At 67.9% G+C, this 15731-nt stretch carries 14 protein-coding genes; 6 read left to right on the top strand and 8 right to left on the bottom strand.

Annotated features, from left to right (window positions below):
- The first annotated feature begins 98 nt into the window (after nt 1-98).
- A complete protein-coding gene (locus tag AC0QTQ_RS02705) occupies nt 99-1136 on the top strand; it encodes a DUF2793 domain-containing protein (RefSeq protein WP_480258142.1) in 1038 nt (345 codons plus the stop codon).
- Nucleotides 1137-1151: 15 nt separating this feature from the next.
- Nucleotides 1152-1466, top strand: coding sequence for a hypothetical protein (locus AC0QTQ_RS02710; protein ID WP_480258143.1), 315 nt, complete (start codon nt 1152-1154; stop codon nt 1464-1466).
- Here the strand turns inward: AC0QTQ_RS02710 and AC0QTQ_RS02715 are convergent.
- Together AC0QTQ_RS02715 and AC0QTQ_RS02720 are read right to left on the bottom strand one after the other, a co-directional pair.
- On the bottom strand, nt 1456-2307 hold the full coding sequence (locus tag AC0QTQ_RS02715) for a hypothetical protein (protein WP_480258144.1): 852 nt from the start codon (nt 2305-2307) through the stop codon (nt 1456-1458). The genes AC0QTQ_RS02710 and AC0QTQ_RS02715 overlap by 11 nt on opposite strands.
- Before the next feature lie 44 nt (nt 2308-2351).
- Entirely contained in the window at nt 2352-3125 is a 774-nt protein-coding gene (locus AC0QTQ_RS02720; protein WP_480258145.1) for an ABC transporter permease, read from the bottom strand.
- A gap of 579 nt (nt 3126-3704) precedes the next feature.
- Here AC0QTQ_RS02720 and AC0QTQ_RS02725 point away from each other — a divergent pair.
- Together AC0QTQ_RS02725 and AC0QTQ_RS02730 are read left to right on the top strand one after the other, a co-directional pair.
- A complete protein-coding gene (locus AC0QTQ_RS02725; protein WP_480258146.1) occupies nt 3705-4916 on the top strand; it encodes a KpsE/RkpR family capsule polysaccharide export protein in 1212 nt (403 codons plus the stop codon).
- Nucleotides 4917-4919: 3 nt separating this feature from the next.
- A complete protein-coding gene (locus AC0QTQ_RS02730) occupies nt 4920-5576 on the top strand; it encodes an ABC transporter ATP-binding protein (RefSeq protein WP_480258147.1) in 657 nt (218 codons plus the stop codon).
- Nucleotides 5577-5582: 6 nt separating this feature from the next.
- Here AC0QTQ_RS02730 and AC0QTQ_RS02735 read toward each other — a convergent pair whose 3' ends face one another.
- A complete protein-coding gene (locus AC0QTQ_RS02735; RefSeq protein WP_480259185.1) occupies nt 5583-6524 on the bottom strand; it encodes a glycosyltransferase in 942 nt (313 codons plus the stop codon).
- A gap of 206 nt (nt 6525-6730) precedes the next feature.
- On the opposite strand from AC0QTQ_RS02735, the gene glf reads away from it, so the two are divergent.
- Both glf and AC0QTQ_RS02745 read left to right on the top strand, forming a co-directional pair.
- Entirely contained in the window at nt 6731-7894 is a 1164-nt protein-coding gene (gene glf / locus AC0QTQ_RS02740) for a UDP-galactopyranose mutase (RefSeq protein WP_480258148.1), read from the top strand.
- Nucleotides 7895-8115: 221 nt separating this feature from the next.
- Nucleotides 8116-9240: a hypothetical protein gene (locus tag AC0QTQ_RS02745; protein WP_480258149.1), complete on the top strand. Its 1125-nt coding sequence runs from the start codon at nt 8116-8118 to the stop codon at nt 9238-9240.
- A 37-nt stretch (nt 9241-9277) separates the two neighbouring features.
- Here AC0QTQ_RS02745 and AC0QTQ_RS02750 read toward each other — a convergent pair whose 3' ends face one another.
- From AC0QTQ_RS02750 to yidC, 5 genes are all read right to left on the bottom strand, one after another.
- Complete coding sequence (locus tag AC0QTQ_RS02750; protein ID WP_480258150.1) at nt 9278-11110, bottom strand: glycosyltransferase family protein; 1833 nt, start codon at nt 11108-11110, stop codon at nt 9278-9280.
- A gap of 120 nt (nt 11111-11230) precedes the next feature.
- Nucleotides 11231-12295 (bottom strand): hypothetical protein, encoded by a 1065-nt coding sequence (locus AC0QTQ_RS02755; protein WP_480258151.1) that lies wholly within the window; start codon nt 12293-12295, stop codon nt 11231-11233.
- A 161-nt stretch (nt 12296-12456) separates the two neighbouring features.
- Nucleotides 12457-13107, bottom strand: a complete 651-nt coding sequence (yihA, locus tag AC0QTQ_RS02760) for a ribosome biogenesis GTP-binding protein YihA/YsxC (RefSeq protein WP_121531670.1) — start codon at nt 13105-13107, stop codon at nt 12457-12459.
- Nucleotides 13107-13862, bottom strand: coding sequence for an MOSC domain-containing protein (locus AC0QTQ_RS02765; protein WP_480258152.1), 756 nt, complete (start codon nt 13860-13862; stop codon nt 13107-13109). Before AC0QTQ_RS02765 ends, yihA begins: the two co-directional genes overlap by 1 nt.
- Nucleotides 13859-15691: a membrane protein insertase YidC gene (gene yidC / locus AC0QTQ_RS02770; protein ID WP_480258153.1), complete on the bottom strand. Its 1833-nt coding sequence runs from the start codon at nt 15689-15691 to the stop codon at nt 13859-13861. Before yidC ends, AC0QTQ_RS02765 begins: the two co-directional genes overlap by 4 nt.
- Nucleotides 15692-15731: the final 40 nt, after the last annotated feature.

The following is a 15731-nucleotide window of genomic DNA, read 5'->3' on the forward strand; positions in this document are numbered from 1 at the left end:
TTGGCCGAAACCGTGGGGGAGGCAGCGTGCGCTGCCCTAACCGGATCTTTGCCGCGCTGCGGAACAGTCGGGGACGACGCATCTTCTGGAGAGCCCCGATGGCCGACACCACCGCCAACCTCGACCTGCCGCGGATCCTGCCGGCGCAGGCGCAAAAGCACGTCACCCACAACGAGGCGCTGCAGCTTCTCGATGCCGTGGTGCAGCTTGTCGTGCAGGGCTTCGACGCGCAGACGCCGCCCGCGACGCCGGGGGAGGGGGAGGTCTGGGCGCTGGGGGCGGTGCCGACCGGGGCCTGGGAGGGGCAGGCGGGCAGGCTTGCGGTCCGCGTCGGGACGGGGTGGCTCTTCGTGACGCCGCGCCCGGGCTGGCGGGCCTGGGGGCGGGCCGAGGCCGACCTGCGGATCTGGGACGGGGCGGGCTGGGGATCGCTCTTTTCCGGGTGCGCCGGTCTCGGCATCAACACGGGCTTCGACGCGGTCAACCGGCTCTCCGTCGCGGCGCCGGCGACGCTGCTCAGCCACGCGGGCGCGGGGCATCAGTTGAAGATCAACAAGGCGGGGGCGGCCGAGACCGCGGCGCTGCTGTTCCAGAGCGGCTGGTCGGGGCGGGCCGAGATCGGGCTTGCGGGCGATGACGATCTGTCGGTCAAGGTCTCGGCCGATGGCGGCAGCTGGATCTCGGCGCTGAGGCTTGACCGCGCGAGCGGGCATCTGGCCGGCGAGGCGGTGCAGCAATCGGCGAGCGACACCACGGCCGGGCGGCTGATGCGCGCCGATTACGGCTATTGCCGGGGCAATGTCCTCGGCACGGTCGGGCAATCGGCGGGGGTGCCGACCGGCGCGCTGATCGAGCGCGGCAGCAATGCGAACGGCGAGTATCTGCGCTTTGCCGATGGCACACAGATCTGCACGCGCGCGGTGGCGACGCTGGCCACGGGGGCGCTGGTGGTGACATTGCCCGCAAGCTTCATCTCCGGCGCCTATCGCAGTTCGGGGCTTGCCCAGGCGACGACCCCGGGCGTGATCGCAATCAGCAACAAGACCGCGACGCAGGTCAGTGTCCATTGCTGGGATCTGAGCGGGGCACGCGTGGCGTGCCTGGTCGAGCTGACGTTCGTCGGCCGCTGGTTCTGATCGAGAGGGGCGCCCATGTTTCTCATCACCCCGAGCCCGATGCGGTGCGACGATGCGCTTTCGGTTTCCGTCGCCGGCGATGTGCTGACGCTGAACGGGCTGGCGCTCGATCTCGGCGCGCTTGCCCCGGGCGAGCGGCTGCCCTGTGACGCGCTGGGCTGCGCGTGGCTCGCCTCGGACATCATCCGCGGCGAGCACGGCGAGATCGCGCTCACCCTGATCTTGCCGCATGGCGCCGAGGCTTCCGAGGCGCTGCGGTTTCCGCCGCCGATCACGGTGACCGCAGACGGGCCGGTGGCGCTGTGGACCGAGCTGCCGGTCAGGGGGTGAAAAGGCGCAGCCCGGTTCCGCGCGCCTCTGCCCGGCGGCGCAGGACGGCGAGGTCGCGCGCCTCGATCGCGCGAAACAGCGCGTGCTCGCGCGCCTCCCACGGATCGAAGCCGGGCAGGTTCCCGCCGCGCGGCAGTGTCGCCGCCACCGTCTTCACCGTCTCGGGATCGACCGGTGCCGTCTCGGCCCGGGCGGTGATCGCGTCGATCGCCGCCTGCGAGAAGCCCGGGCGCTCGGTGCCCTCGTGCAAGGTGAAGGCGTCGGGCGCGAGGCCGGTGACGGCGGCCAGAAGCCGTGCCTCGTTTCCGGGAAGATCCTCGGCGCGATAGAGCAGCATCGGGCTGTCGGGGAAGGCCGCGCGCAACCGCCCGATCAGCGGCAGCCAGCTCATCGCCTCGGGCGGCCAGCGCAGGAAGGCGCGGAACGGCCGGAACGGCGTCGATTTCAGCGTCTCGCAATAGAGCGAGGGCAGGTAACCCGCGAAGCCGCGCAGCCCCAGCACCAGCAGCGGCGCCCGCAAGCCAAGATGGCGCGCCACGATCTGCGCGCGATCTGCGCCCTGCGGGTAAAGCCCGGCCGGTGTCACCGCATCCTGCACCAGCGCGAGGATGTTCTCGTCGAAGACGAGGCGGCGGGTGCAGTCGGGGAAGGTCTCGGCCGGGGCGGGGGCGGCGTCATGGTCGGCGTGCAGCAGCGGCCGGGTCCAGGCGGTGCGGAACGGCTCGAGCCCGGTCCAGCCCAGCCCTGCGGCCTGCAGCGCCTCCTGCGACCGGTCGAGCGACTTTTGCAGGAAGGTGGTGCCGGTCTTGTGCAGACCGAGCCAGAGAATGTCGCGCGGCATGGCGCCGTCTCCCTTTGCGCCCTGTGCACCCGACCCCGTCCGGGTCAGGTGTTCAGGATGTCCTTGTGATAGCGCATGAGCAGCACGAGCCCGAGCGCGGACAGGATCAGCGAAACCGACACGACATAGGCGGTCGACACGTAATCGGCATTGTACATCGGATAGAAGCCGCGCCGCATCAGCCCGATGATGTGGATGAGCGGGTTGTACCACAGGATGTTCTGAACCGAGTGCGGCAGCTGTTCCATCGTGTTCAGAACACCCGAGGCCAGGAACAGCGGCCGGGTGATGATCGACCAGACCTGCGTCCAGGTCGGGTAGAGCCCGGACAGGAGGCAGTTCATCGTGCCGACCCCGAGCCCGAGCAGCGCGCACAGCACGAGCGACTCGAGAATCGGGCCGAAGTCCAGAACCGTTCCGGTCTTCGCAGCCAGCAGAATGCCGGTGAACAGCAGGTAGATGACCATGAGATTGGTCAGCGAGTTCAGCACGAAGCGGGCGATGATGGCGTCCATCCAGGTGACGCTCGGATAGCGCAGCAGCGGGCGCGAGAAGGGCAGCGAGCTGGCAATCGCGCCGGCCACGCTGTTGTAGAACAGGAAAGGCATCATCCCCGTCGCATAGAACAGGATGAAACTGTTGCCGAGCGCAGGGGCGTGCATGATCAGCGAGAAGCCCGCCGCCAGCACCAGGATGCCGCCCAGGGGCTCGAGAATGGCCCAGGCATAGCCGCCCGGCGACCCCCCGTAGCGGGTCGACATTTCCCGCAGCATCAGGGCGATGATGGTGCGCAGGGTGGCGAATTGCCGCGTCTGCACACGGCTGGGCTCGCTTGGCGGAGACAGATCGCTTGGGGACATCGCACGGATTGTTGTTCTAGTTTTTCAGGCCCGCATTATGTAGAATAACCGCAACAAGATCAATTCCGGCCATCTCGGGACAGCAATTTGACAAAACAAGACACGATCGCGGGCGGCGGCACTGCGCCGGAAACCGCGCCCACGGCAGGCGCGCGGGACGCGGTGGCGCCGGCAGGTGCTGCAGCTGCGAAGATGGCGCCCGCCGGCGCGCCAGCGGGCTCTCCTGCCGGAGCAGGGGCCGCGGCTCCTGCCGGAGCAGGTGCAGGCGCCCCCGCGGGGACGCAGGCGGCTGCCGGTGCCGCACCGGCGGGGCCGGGGGCGGTGCAGAGGCCGCGTGTGCCCGGAGCGGGGGCGGGCGCCCCTGCGGCGGCTCCGGCGGCTGCCGGCGCAACGCCGGCGGGACCAGGGGCGGCGCAGAGACCGCGTCAACCGGGGGCAGGGGCCGGCCCCGGTGCCGGTCCCGGTGCCGCAGTCGGCCGCAGGCCGGGGGCGGCGGGACCTGGCGCAATGGGGCCGGGTGCGATGGGCCCCGGGGGAATGGCCGGTGCGGGCCGCGTGGGGCCGGGTGCCGCAGCCAAGGAACCGCCGACGGTCATCGTCCGGCCGCTGCCCGCGGTCGCGACGCTCAAGCGTCGGCACCGCGGGCTGATCTACAGCCTTGCCGCCGTCGTGCTGATTCCGCTTTTCGTCGCCGCGCTCTATCTGGGACTGATCGCGCGCGACCAGTATGCCTCGACCGTGGGCTTCACCGTGCGCCAGGAGGACGGCACCTCCGGCGCCACCTCGCTGCTGGGCGGGCTGTCGCAATTCGTCGGCACCAGCGGTGGCTCGCGCGACAGCGACATCCTGTATGAATTCATCCAGAGCCAGGAGATCGTTTCGGAAATCTCGAAGCGGATCGACCTCATCGGCCTCTATTCGCAGAACTGGCCCCGGGACCCGGTCTTCGCGCTGTCCCCCGATGCCACGATCGAGGACTTGCTGGACTACTGGCAGCGCATGGTGCGGATCTCCTACGACCAGTCGACCGGGCTGATGGAGGTGCGCGTGCTCGCCTTCTCGCCGGAGGATGCGCAGAAGGTCGCCTCCGAGGTCGTGCGCGAGAGCCAGAAGATGATCAACGACCTCAACACGACGGCGCGCGAGGACACGATGCGCTACGCGCTCGAGGATCTCGATACCTCGCTGACCCGGCTGAAGGGCGCGCGCGAGGCCATGACCCAGTTCCGGACCCGCACGCAGATGGTCGATCCGTCCTCTGACCTCGCTGGCCGGATGGGGGTGCTCAACAACCTGCAGCAGCAGCTGGCGCAGGCGCTGATCGATCGTGATCTGCTGCTCGACCAGAAAGGCGGGCCGGGCGACGACCCGCGGCTCCAGCAGGCCAGCCGGCGCATCGACGTGATCCGCGAGCGAATCGTCAAGGAACGGCAGAGCTTCACCAGCGCCACCGGCGAGCCGAGCGCGCTGCCCGAGAACTATCCGAGCCTGATCTCGGAATACGAGCGGCTGAACGTCGACCAGCAATTCGCCGAGGAGACCTATCGCGCCGCCCTCGCCGCGGTCGATGTCGCCCGCGCCAATGCCGCGCGGCAAAGCCGCTATCTTGCGGCCTATGTCCGCCCGACCCTGCCCGAGACATCGGAATTCCCGCGCAGCTGGGACATCCTCGGGCTGATGGCGCTGTTCCTGACGCTGGCCTGGGCGATCGCGGCGATGGTGTTCTACTCGATCCGGGACCGTCGCTGATCCATGATCCGCTTCGAGAACCTGACCAAGAGCTTCTGGGTGCAGGGCGAGCGCCGGGTGGTGATTGACAATCTCAACCTGACGCTGCCCACCGGCTCGTCGCTTGCGCTGCTCGGGCGCAACGGCGCCGGCAAGTCGACGCTGATGCAGCTGATCGCGGGCACCATGCGCCCCGATCACGGCCGCATCACCTCGGACGGGACGATTTCCTTTCCGGTGGGCTTCGGCGGGTCCTTCCACGGCGAGCTGACCGGGGCGCAGAACACCCGCTTCATCGCCCGCATCTACGGCGTCGATACCGACGAGCTGATGGCCTTCGTGCAGGATTTCGCCGAGCTCGGGGACTTCTTCTACGAACCGATCCGGGTCTATTCCTCGGGGATGCGCTCGCGGCTGGCCTTCGGCGTGTCGATGGGGATCCGCTTCGACACCTACCTGATCGACGAGGTGACGGCGGTCGGCGACGCCGCGTTCCGCTTCAAGAGCCAGGCGGTGTTCAAGGAGCGGATGAAAAGTTCGGACGCGATCCTGGTCAGCCACGACATGGCGCAGGTGCGCGAGATGTGCAGCGCGGGCATCGTGCTCGACCACGGCCGGCTCAATGTCTTCGCCGATCTCGACGAGGCGATCGAGTATCACCGCAAGCTGATGCTGGGCTGAGGTAGCTCAGTCCTCGCCGCTCCAGCGCAGCACCTCGGCATGCGGCACATGGCGCCGCCCGGTCAGCCCGTCGCGGATCGCGCGCCCGATCAGGGCGGTGAAGCGCCCGCGTGCCCCGCCATGCGCCCGCGCCTTCATCAGCCATTTCGGCAAGATCACCAGGAGCACCGGCCAGAACATCGGCCCCGCCGCCAGCCGATAGAGCAGCAGCAGGTTGCGGTGATAGTAATAGGCCTTCCACAGCGGCCGGAACTCGCCGCGCTGCTGGCCCGAGAAGGTGCCCATGTCGTGCTCGAAGCGGATCCGCGGCTCGAAGCACATCCGCCCGCCCTTCGCCGTCAGCCCGAGCGTGTAAAGCCCGTCGTCGCCATAGATGAACAGGTCCGGATCGGGATAGCCCGCCCGCGCGATCCCGGCGCGCGAGATGAAGAAGCCGACGAAGGAGGTCACGTCGATCGGGCTCGGCCGGTCGAGCGCATAGGCCGCGGGGGGCAGATGGAAGCCGCCGCGCCCGCCGCGCATCGTGCGCAGGAACTCGCGCCCGTGCCAGAACGGGTTGCGCGAGGGGCGGTTCATCTCGCAGATCGTGCCGTCGGGGAAATAGACCGCGGCGGCGATGCCGTCGACGCCCGTCTTGTCGAGCGCGTGGAAGGCCGCAAGGGCGCCCGGCACGGGCGAGCCGTCGTCATCCATCAGCACCAGCCAGTCGGGGTCGAAGCGGGCGACGGCCTCGCGCATGCCGCGGGCGAAACCGCCGGCGCCGCCGCTGTTGACCGGCTCGCGCAGCACGGTGAGCCGCGGATCGTCGAGCGTCGCCAGCCAGTCCGCGGTGCCGTCGGTCGAGGCGTTGTCGACCACCACCACCTGCGCCAGCTCCTCGGCCGGGCTGGCAAGCAGCCGCGCCAGCGTCACCTGCAGCTTGCCGAGCCGGTTGAAGGTCACGACCACGGCCGCCAATGTCTCTGTCCTTGCCGCGCGCGTCATTCCGTCTCCGCCGTCCGTCTCTTCGGAATTAGCCACTCCGGCACTGGCCGGCTGCCGTCAAGCCGAAACTGGCGGGCGATGGCGCAGCACGGGCGGAGAGACGCCGAGTGCCATTGCCCTCCCCCGGGCGCTGTTGGTAGGGTGCGCCGAGACGGTTTTGGAGGCTTTTCGTGCATATTCTTCTTGTCGGGGCCGGTTTGTCCGGTGCGGTGATCGGGCGTCATCTGGCCGAGGCCGGGCACCGGATCACCATCGTCGATGCACGTGATCATGTGGCCGGCAACTGCCACACCGAACGCGACGCGGAAACCGGCGTGATGGTCCATGTCTATGGCCCGCATATCTTCCACACCGACGATGCCGAGGTCTGGGACTACGTCAACCGCTTCGAGACCTTCCAGCCCTACAAGAATCGGGTGAAGACCACCTCGCGCGATCCGCAGGGCGAGCTTGGCGTGTTCTCGCTGCCGGTCAACCTGCACACGATCAACCAGTTCTTCCGCAAGACCCTGCGCCCCGACGAGGCCCGCGCCTTCATCACCGAGGAGCAGGCCGACACCACGATCGCCGATCCGCAGACCTTCGAGGAACAGGCGCTGCGCTTCGTCGGCCGCGATCTCTACGAGGCCTTCTTCAAGGGCTACACGATCAAGCAGTGGGGCGTGCAGCCCTCCGAGCTGCCGGCCTCGATCCTGAAGCGGCTGCCGGTGCGCTTCAACTATGACGACAATTATTTCTTCCACCGTTTCCAGGGCATGCCCGAGAACGGCTATACCGCGATGATCGAGCGCATTCTCGACCATCCGGCGATCGAGGTGCGGCTTGGCACCCAGTTCAGCCGCGACCAGGCGGGGGCGTATGACCATGTCTTCTACTCGGGGCCGCTGGATGGCTGGTTCGATTACGAACTCGGCCGGCTCGGCTATCGCACCCTCGATTTCGAGCGCTTCAGCTATCAGGGCGATTATCAGGGCTGCGCGGTGATGAACTACGGCGAGGTCGAGGTGCCCTATACCCGGATCACCGAGCACAAGCATTTCGCCCCCTGGGAAAGCCACGAGGGCTCGGTGTGCTACCGCGAGTTCTCGCGCGCCTGCACGCCCGAGGACATCCCCTACTACCCGATCCGCCAGGTCGAGGAGAAGGCGCTTCTGGCCGAGTATGTGGCGCGCGCCGAGGCCGAGCAGGGCGTGACCTTCGTCGGCCGGCTGGGCACCTATCGCTATCTCGACATGGACGTGACGATCCGCGAGGCGCTCGATGCCGCGCGCGCCTTCCTGACGCATGCGCAGGAGGGAACCGCGATGCCGGCCTTCGTCGCCGCGCCACTCTGAGCGGGGGCGGTGCCGGTGCAACGGCAGCTGGCGCACCGACGGGGGGCAGCGTGGTCCCGGGGCGGCCCTCGGCTCGGGCGCAGGGCCGGGCGGCGCGCTCTGGCTTGCACGGCGCCGGAGCGCTTCCGGTGATTGCGCGGACCGGGCGCCGCATCGGGGCAAGGCTCAGATCCCGCGTCATGTCTCGCCCAGCGTTTTTCAAGGACAAGGCCAACAGGCGTATGAAACTCATCCTTTACATCGGCCATCACAAGGTCGGCTCGACTTCCTTGCAGCAGTTTCTGGCAGGCAACAGCATCCCCCTCGCGCGGCAGGGGGTGCTCTACCCCGCGACGGAAAGCGACGGTCTCAGCTACATGCTGGCGAGCAGCCTGTTCGGCTCCGAGCAATTCGACCGGACGCTGTCGATCAACGCCCGCGAGCCGCACAACTCGCTGGCCTTCCGGATGCTTGCGTCCCGGGTGAAGGACAACAAGGGGCGGGTGCCGCCCTTCCTGACCGATATCCCGTCGCTGCAGCAGATGCGGGCCTTCCTGCGCAACCAGAAGGCCTATCTCAAGCCGCATACGATGGTCGTCTGCTCGGAAGTGATGGCGAATTTCGGCAAGGCCGATCAGACTTTGATCGACGAGCTTTATGACATCCTCGGCGCCAGGCCGGCAGAGATCTACTGCGCGCTGCGCCGCCCGGACGATTACATCGTGTCGTGGCACGGCCAGCGTCTGAAGTTCGGGCAGAAGATCCCGCGTCTCAGCGCCGGCGGCACGCAGGCCTATTTCAGCACCGTGCATTTCGACTATCGGTTGATGCTGGCGCCCTGGGTCGAGCGCAGCCCCGAGGCCCGGCTGCATGTCCGGCCCTACGAGGAGATCGTCGAGGCCGGGGGCTCGGTTCTCGATTTCACCCGGACGGTCTCTGTGGACTTCAGCAATTGCCGGATGCCGCGGGACGATTCGAACCCCAGCATCCCGAGTGCGGCGCTGGAAATCGCGCGCCGGGGCAACGGTGTGCTCGCGCCGCAGGGGGCGCAGGTGCTGCGCCAGTTCCTGATCGAGATGCGCAAGCACAAGGCGGTGCCGGCCAATGCCGAGGTCGAGCTTTTCGGGGCTGCGGCGCGGGCGGCGATGGCCGATGCCTTTGCGCCGATCGAGGCCTATCTCGAGACGCTGACCGGACGCACGCCCTTCTTCCGCGATCTCGAGGCCCTGCGTCAGGAGCGGCCGATCCCGGAAGAGGAGGCCAACCGCGCCGTCCTGCGTCTGCTCTCGCCGCAGGAACCCCGCTTCCGCGACGAGCCGGGGCTGCCCGAATTCATCGCGGAGCTGCGCCGGGAATACGGTCTGTGATTGCCGGTCCGGGGGCAGGGCCCCCGGACCTCGAGCCTCAGTCCGGGGTGTCGAGTTTCAGCCGCTTGCGCCAGAAGGTCTCGGTGGCGAGGCGGTCATAGCCGGCGCGCCACTCGCTCCGGATCTTGTCGTAATCGCGCAGGAAGACGCGGGCGTTCTTCAGGAAGCGTTTCGTCTCCTTCCAGGCCCGGCGCTTCGAATGCACCATGGTGAAGGATTTGCCGGTCTTCTCGTCGCGCCAGGTGATCTGCGCCGCGCCCCAGACCGGGGCAAGCTGACCGCGCTGGCTGGTGGTCAGCGTGACGCGGTTGCCGATCAGCCGGTAGAACGGGATCAGGTGGCCGTTCAGCGTGGCAAGCATCGCCAGCGCCGCCCAGCGACGGCGGATCCTCAGGCGGATCCGGTCGGGCACGGGGGGAGTGCCGTCGCGCAGGGTCTCGTCATGGCGCAGCGCGCCAATGGTGGCGCGGCGCTCGGCCATGTCGGCATTCTCGGCGAAGAATTCGGGCCCCTTCATCACGTCCTCGAAGGCGAGGTTCAGCGCCGCGAGCGTCTCGTAATGGCATTGCACCAGGCTGCGGGCGAAGAACCAGGCCGGGATGCGCAGCGCGCCGCGCGCGCTCAGCGCCAGGCCGGGCTGGGTCAGGTGATGGACGAGGTGGCTGCGCAGATCGAGATAGAGTGTCTGCAGCGTCTCCTTGTCGGAGAAATCGGCGTCCTGGAAGCACACGACGCCATTCAGCCGCGCGATGCGGAACGGGTTCGCCAGGCTGAAGCTGATGTCGTCGCCGCGCACGAAGAAGGGGAAGGGCTCGTGCACAACCTGGTCGAGCGGGAAGGCGAAATACCACCAGCCGCCATAGAAATTCGCCGGCGGCTTGCGCGTGGTCTCGTATTCCATCGCCAGGATCTGCTCGGGGTTGCGCAGGTCGGTGCCGATGAACTGCGGCTTGCAGTTGTGGTCGAAGACGGCGCCGTTCTCCCACATCGAGAAGCGGGCCGAGGCCATCGTCATCGCGCCGCAGACCGCGGTGGCCGGATCGGTCGCATAGGCGAGGAACATCCAGGTCCGCTCGAGGCTTTCCATGTGGATCGCGGCGTCGTCGTCCATGAACAGGCAATGGCTGGCGCCCCGGTCCTGTGCCGCGAGCAGCCCGCGCGCGAAGCCGCCCGAGCCGCCGAGGTTCTCGTTCGGGATCGCGGTGACATGGGCGCTGCTTTCGATGCCGGCGCTCTGGCCGTTGTCGACGACGGTCAGGTGGATCCTGTCGCGCAGGCTCGAGCCGGGCAGGAAGGTCTCGAAACGGCGCACGGTGGCCTGCACGGCCTCCTCGCGGCGGAAGGTGGTGATTGACAGCATCAGCTCGGGGCTGCGCTGCGGCGCCTGCCGGGTCTGCCAGGCGGCATCGAGGAACAGGCAGCCGTCTTCAAGCGCGCGCAGCTCGAAATAGGTGACGGCGCGGTCATTGATGCCCAGCACATGCGACAGCTCGAAGCGCAGCGGCCGGCCCTGTTCCAGAACGATCTCCTCGTTCACCGCGCATTCCCACGAGCGGTCGGGGAAGGCCGCGAAGACCTTCAGCTCCATCCGGCCGCGGCCCTCGAGGCGCAGGTGCAGATCCTCGAGCCCGCACAGGCCGCGCCATTTGCCGAGGTTGAAGAGGTTGAACCAGGTGTTGGCGATCAGCCGGGCGTTTTCGGCAAGGCTGACCTGGCCCGAGCGTTCGGAATAGGCGGCAAGCCCGTCGAGGCGCAGGTAGAGGTCGCGTTCGGTGCAGATCCCCTGCTCGGTACGGACCATGCCCTGCAAGGTGACGAACCCGTCGGGGTCACGCGGCACCCAGGGCGTTTCGGTGGTGGCAGTGGTCATGGCTGGGTCTCTCGCTCTGGATGGATGGGCGGCCGGGCGCGGCAGTCCGTGCCGGGTCGGTTCGGGATGCGCAGGGGGGCAGTCACCGCGGCGCCGGGCATGGCACGCGGTTCCCTCACGTCAGGCCTCGACCTTCGGGGCCGGGGCGGCGGCCGCGACCTTGCCCTCGGTCAGCATGAAGGCGCTGAGATAGGCAAAGTCCTGCAGGCTGATCACGCCGATATTGGAGGTTTCCCCGAGTTCGGAGCGCGGGGGGAACAGCGGGGCGGGGTGGTCGGGCAGGAAGGTGCGGCGCACCCATTCGTTGCCCTTGAAATAGCGTTCGAGAATGCGTTCAGACTGTGCGCGCGCCATGTAGGCGCGGGGGTGGTCGGGAAGCTGGTTGATCCGCGCCTCGAGAAGCTGGCGCTCCGGGTTGATGCTGTTGCCCTGGTAGAAGGGCACGAAGGGCTGGATCCGGCGCAGGAATTCCAGCGCCGGGGCCGAGAGGCTGCGGTTGTCCTCGCGCGGCAGGGCGAGCCCCGCGGTGTCGGTGATGCCGAAGATGCGGGCGAGGAAATCCGTCAGCACGTCGCCGCCGAGCATCTGGGCGCGGTCGAACAGCAGCACGCGGATGGCCTCCGCGCCGAAGGCCTCGACCCAGAATTCCAGCATGACGCGGTATTGCAGGAAATGCGGCACCGCCGGGTGGGCAGTCGCGCCCCGCACGAAGGCATCGAAGGTCTGGTTGTTGTAGCCACGCCGCATGAACTCGCCATACATGCTGAGCACCGCATCGTCCTGGCGGCGCAGGTAGATGACGATCTCGATCTCGTCGAAGAGCGGGCGCAGCATCTCGGCGAGGTTCAGGACATCGTGCCGGCCGAGGTTGCCGGTCAGGTTCTCCGAGGAGAACAGCATCGTATGGGCATGCGGCGGGGCCGCGTCGATCTGGCCGCGGATGTGCTCGACCAGCCGGGCACGGAAGGCCGAGACCTCCTCCATGCTGTGCAGCCCATAGGCGACCGCCGAGGGGTCGAGATAGGTCGCCGCGGCGTAGAAGAGGGTGATGTGATTGGCCAGCGGGGACAGCAGGTCCGGATAGATGATGCCACGTTCGAGAAACCAGTCCCGGTTCTGCTGAAACGTGCCCTGAAGATAGGTCGACCCCGTCTTCGGGGTTCCGATGTGGCAGACAAGCTTCAATTCAGAACGAGGTCCCTGTTTTCATCGCTGCGGGCTCCGCCCCCGGGAGCACGAGCTGGCGACGGAAATCTAGCAATCGTGCCGCTGCGGTGCAACATGCGGGGTGGCGGCAGGGCCCGAAGGCCCGGCGGCTTCCCGCGCAGCGCCCCGCGCGCGAAGGCTCACTCGAGCGTGGTGATGATGGTGCGCAGCACGTCGATGCCCTCGCCCTTCTCGGACGATGTGACGACCAGCTCGGGATGCGCGGCCGGGTGTTTCGCCAGTGCGCCCTTGACCTGCTCGAGCACCGCCTCGCGCTCGGTGCGGCTGATCTTGTCGGCCTTGGTCAGTACCACCTGGAAGGTCACCGCCGAGCGGTCGAGCAGCGTCAGGATCTCGTCATCGACCTTCTTCACGCCATGGCGCGCATCGATCAGCACGAAGGCGCGGCGCAGGTTCACCCGGCCCGAGAGATAGGCCTTGAGCAGGTCCTGCCATTTCTTCACCACCGGCACCGGCGCCTCGGCAAAGCCATAGCCCGGCAGGTCGACGAGATAGGGCCCGCCGGTGGTGGTGAAGAAGTTGATCTCCTGCGTCCGGCCCGGCGTGTTCGAGGCGCGGGCGAGGTTCTTGCGGTTCGTCAGCGCGTTGATGAGAGAGGACTTGCCCACGTTCGAGCGGCCGGCAAAGCAGACCTCGACCCGGTCGGCGGGCGGCATCCCCGACATCGCGACGACCCCCTTCAGGAAGTCGACGGGGGCGGCAAACAGCAGCCGGCCCTTCTCGCGGGCGAAATCATCGGGCTCGGGGGCAAGGGTGAACTGCATCTGCATCAGAGAATCTCCACGGTGTCGCCGCGCGCGATCTTGCCGCCGCGGGTGACTGTCGCGTAAAGCCCGAAGAGGGTGTCGCCGTTCAGCGCCCTGAGAGGGGCGAGCGTGTCGACGTCTTCGGTGCCGGTTTCGGGATTGGCGCAGGTGGCGCGGCAGCGGGTGATCGGCATCGCCACCTCGAGCTCGGCCGCGCCGATGCGCAGGCGCCGGCCGACGAGGTCGCGCTCGGCCCAGGGCGCCCAGCCCTCGACCCAGAGATTGCCGCGGAAGCGGTGGCGCGACATCGGCGAGCCGGTCGCGTCGGACAGCGCGCCGAGCGAGGCGAGCGACAGGATCGAGACATAGGGTTCGGCCATGTCGGCAAGCGTCACGCCCGGCACACGCTCGACCCGGCGTGGGGCTGGGCGGTTCGCGGGCCACAGCGGCGCCAGCCAGGCGATCAGCTTCGCCTGGTCCTCGGCCCGGTCGGGATCGACCACAAGGTGCCACAGCTCGGGATGGGTCAGCTCGATCCGGCCGTCATCCATCGTCCGGGCCGTCACCGCCATCAGCCCGGGGGCCGCGACGCCGCGCACGAAGTTGCGCTTCGATGCCCATTCGGCCAGCGGCCCGTTAAAGCGCGCCTCCTCGTGCGAGATCGCCCAGAGCCGGTCAAAAGGCATGGCGCGCCCCTCGTCGAGGAGCGCGCCCGTGATGTCCTCGTGGCCCACCGACTTGATCGGGTGGCGCACGAGATGCGCAAGATGCGCCGTCATTTCTTCGGTTTCTCGAGGGCCGGCTTCTTCTTGCGGAAGCCCGACTTGATGTTGTCGAACAGCTCGGGCCGTTTCCCGTGCATCGACATGATCGTGTACTGCTGGATGAAGGTGATGGTGTTGTTGGTGATCCAGTAGAGCACGAGGCCCGAGGCGAAGCTGCCCAGCATGAACATAAACACCCAGGGCATCCAGGCGAAGATCATCGCCTGGCTCGGGTCGGTCGGCGCCGGGTTCAGCTTCTGCTGGAACCACATCGAGATGCCGAGCAGGATCGGCAGCACGCCGAGCGAGAACATGAAGAACATCGAGCCCGGTTCCGGCGTGGCGAAGGGCAGCAGGCCGAAGAGGTTCAGGATCGACGACGGATCGGGCGCGGAAAGGTCACGGATCCAGCCGATGAACGGCGCGTGATAGAGCTCGATCGTGACGTAGATCACCTTGTAGAGCGAGAAGAAGATCGGGATCTGCAGCAGCACCGGCAGACAGCCCGCGGCGGGGTTGACCTTCTCGCGCTTGTAGAGGGCCATCATCTCCTGCTGCATCTGCTGCGGGTTGCCCTTGGTGCGCTCCTTCATCGCTTCCATCTCGGGCTGCAGCTCCTTCATCTTCGCCATCGAGATGTAGGATTTGCGCGCCAGCGGGAAGACCAGGGCCTTGATGATGAGGGTCAGGCACATGATCGCCCAGCCCATGTTGCCGATCGCGCCGTGCAGCCAGTGCAGCAGGCGGAACATCGGCTTGGTCAGGAAGAAGAACCAGCCCCAGTCGATCGAGTCGACGAAACGGGTGATGCCGGCGTCGTCCTGATAGTGCTTGATCACCTCCCACTCCTTCGCGCCGGCGAAGAGGCGGGTCTGCGCGACGGCCGAGGCGCCCGGGGCAACCTCCATCACCGGCAGGCGGGTCTCGGCCTGATAGAGATCGGCGCCGGGGGTGTACTTGATGACCGAGGTGAAGGCCCCGTCATTCGGGATCAGCGTGGTCATCCAGTACTTGTCGGTGAAGCCGATCCAGCCGTTCTGGCTGGCCGAGGTCAGTTCGGCCTGGCCCTCGCCGGCGACGGCGTCGAGCTTGGTCAGGTTCTTGTACTTGATCTCTTCGAGCGTGCTGTCGGTCATCCGCACCGCACCCTCGTGCAGCACGTAGACGCGGTTGCTCTGCGGGATGCCGTGGCGGGCGATGATGCCGTAGGGCGCCAGGCGCACCGGCGCGGCGGTGTTGTTCTCGACCCCCTGCGCGACGGTGAAGAGATAGTTGTCGTCGACCGAGATCGTGCGGGTGAAGCGCAGGCCCGCGCCGTTGTCCCAGCTCAGCGTGACCGGGGTTTCGGGGGTCAGCACCGCATCGGCGGGCGCGGTCCACAGCGTCTTCGGCCCGGGCACCAGCGCCGGATCGAGCCCGCCGGCGGGCGACCAGCCATAGACGGTGTAATAGGGCTTTGCCGCACCGAGATCGGTGCCGCCGACCGGGGCAAGCAACCGCACCAGCGGCGAGTCGGCGTCGAGCGTTTCCTTGTATTTCTTCAGCGACAGGTCGTCGAAGCGGCCGCCGAGCAGCGAGATCGTGCCGGTCAGCGCGGGCGTGTCGATCCTGATGCGCGGGGCGTTCGCGTCGCTCGTCTGCGCTGCGGCCGTCGCGGCGTCGAGCACGGTGCCGGCCACGGCCTCGGGCGTCGCGGCGGGCGCGGCCGGGGTGGCGGTCTGCTCCGCGACCGGGGCGCCGTCCGTCGGGGCCGCGGGCTCCGGCGGGAAGAAGTAGGTCCAACCGATCAGCACGAGCGCCGAGAGGACGGTCGCGATGATGAGGTTCTTGTTCTGGCTATCCATGGGGGTCCATCCGCCTGCCGGTCCGGGTTTGCGGTGGTTC

This window comes from Paenirhodobacter sp. YD-8, from assembly GCF_056590935.1.

Excerpts from the sequence above, each read along its gene's own strand:
- AC0QTQ_RS02705 (WP_480258142.1), top strand. The coding sequence starts at position 99 with ATGGCCGACACCACCGCCAACCTCGACCTGCCGCGGATCCTGCCGGCG.
- AC0QTQ_RS02710 (WP_480258143.1), top strand. The coding sequence starts at position 1,152 with ATGTTTCTCATCACCCCGAGCCCGATGCGGTGCGACGATGCGCTTTCG.
- AC0QTQ_RS02715 (WP_480258144.1), bottom strand. The coding sequence starts at position 2,307 with ATGCCGCGCGACATTCTCTGGCTCGGTCTGCACAAGACCGGCACCACC.
- AC0QTQ_RS02725 (WP_480258146.1), top strand. The coding sequence starts at position 3,705 with ATGGCCGGTGCGGGCCGCGTGGGGCCGGGTGCCGCAGCCAAGGAACCG.
- AC0QTQ_RS02730 (WP_480258147.1), top strand. The coding sequence starts at position 4,920 with ATGATCCGCTTCGAGAACCTGACCAAGAGCTTCTGGGTGCAGGGCGAG.
- AC0QTQ_RS02745 (WP_480258149.1), top strand. The coding sequence starts at position 8,116 with ATGAAACTCATCCTTTACATCGGCCATCACAAGGTCGGCTCGACTTCC.
- AC0QTQ_RS02750 (WP_480258150.1), bottom strand. The coding sequence starts at position 11,110 with ATGACCACTGCCACCACCGAAACGCCCTGGGTGCCGCGTGACCCCGAC.
- yihA (WP_121531670.1), bottom strand. The coding sequence starts at position 13,107 with ATGCAGATGCAGTTCACCCTTGCCCCCGAGCCCGATGATTTCGCCCGC.
- AC0QTQ_RS02765 (WP_480258152.1), bottom strand. The coding sequence starts at position 13,862 with ATGACGGCGCATCTTGCGCATCTCGTGCGCCACCCGATCAAGTCGGTG.
- yidC (WP_480258153.1), bottom strand. The coding sequence starts at position 15,691 with ATGGATAGCCAGAACAAGAACCTCATCATCGCGACCGTCCTCTCGGCG.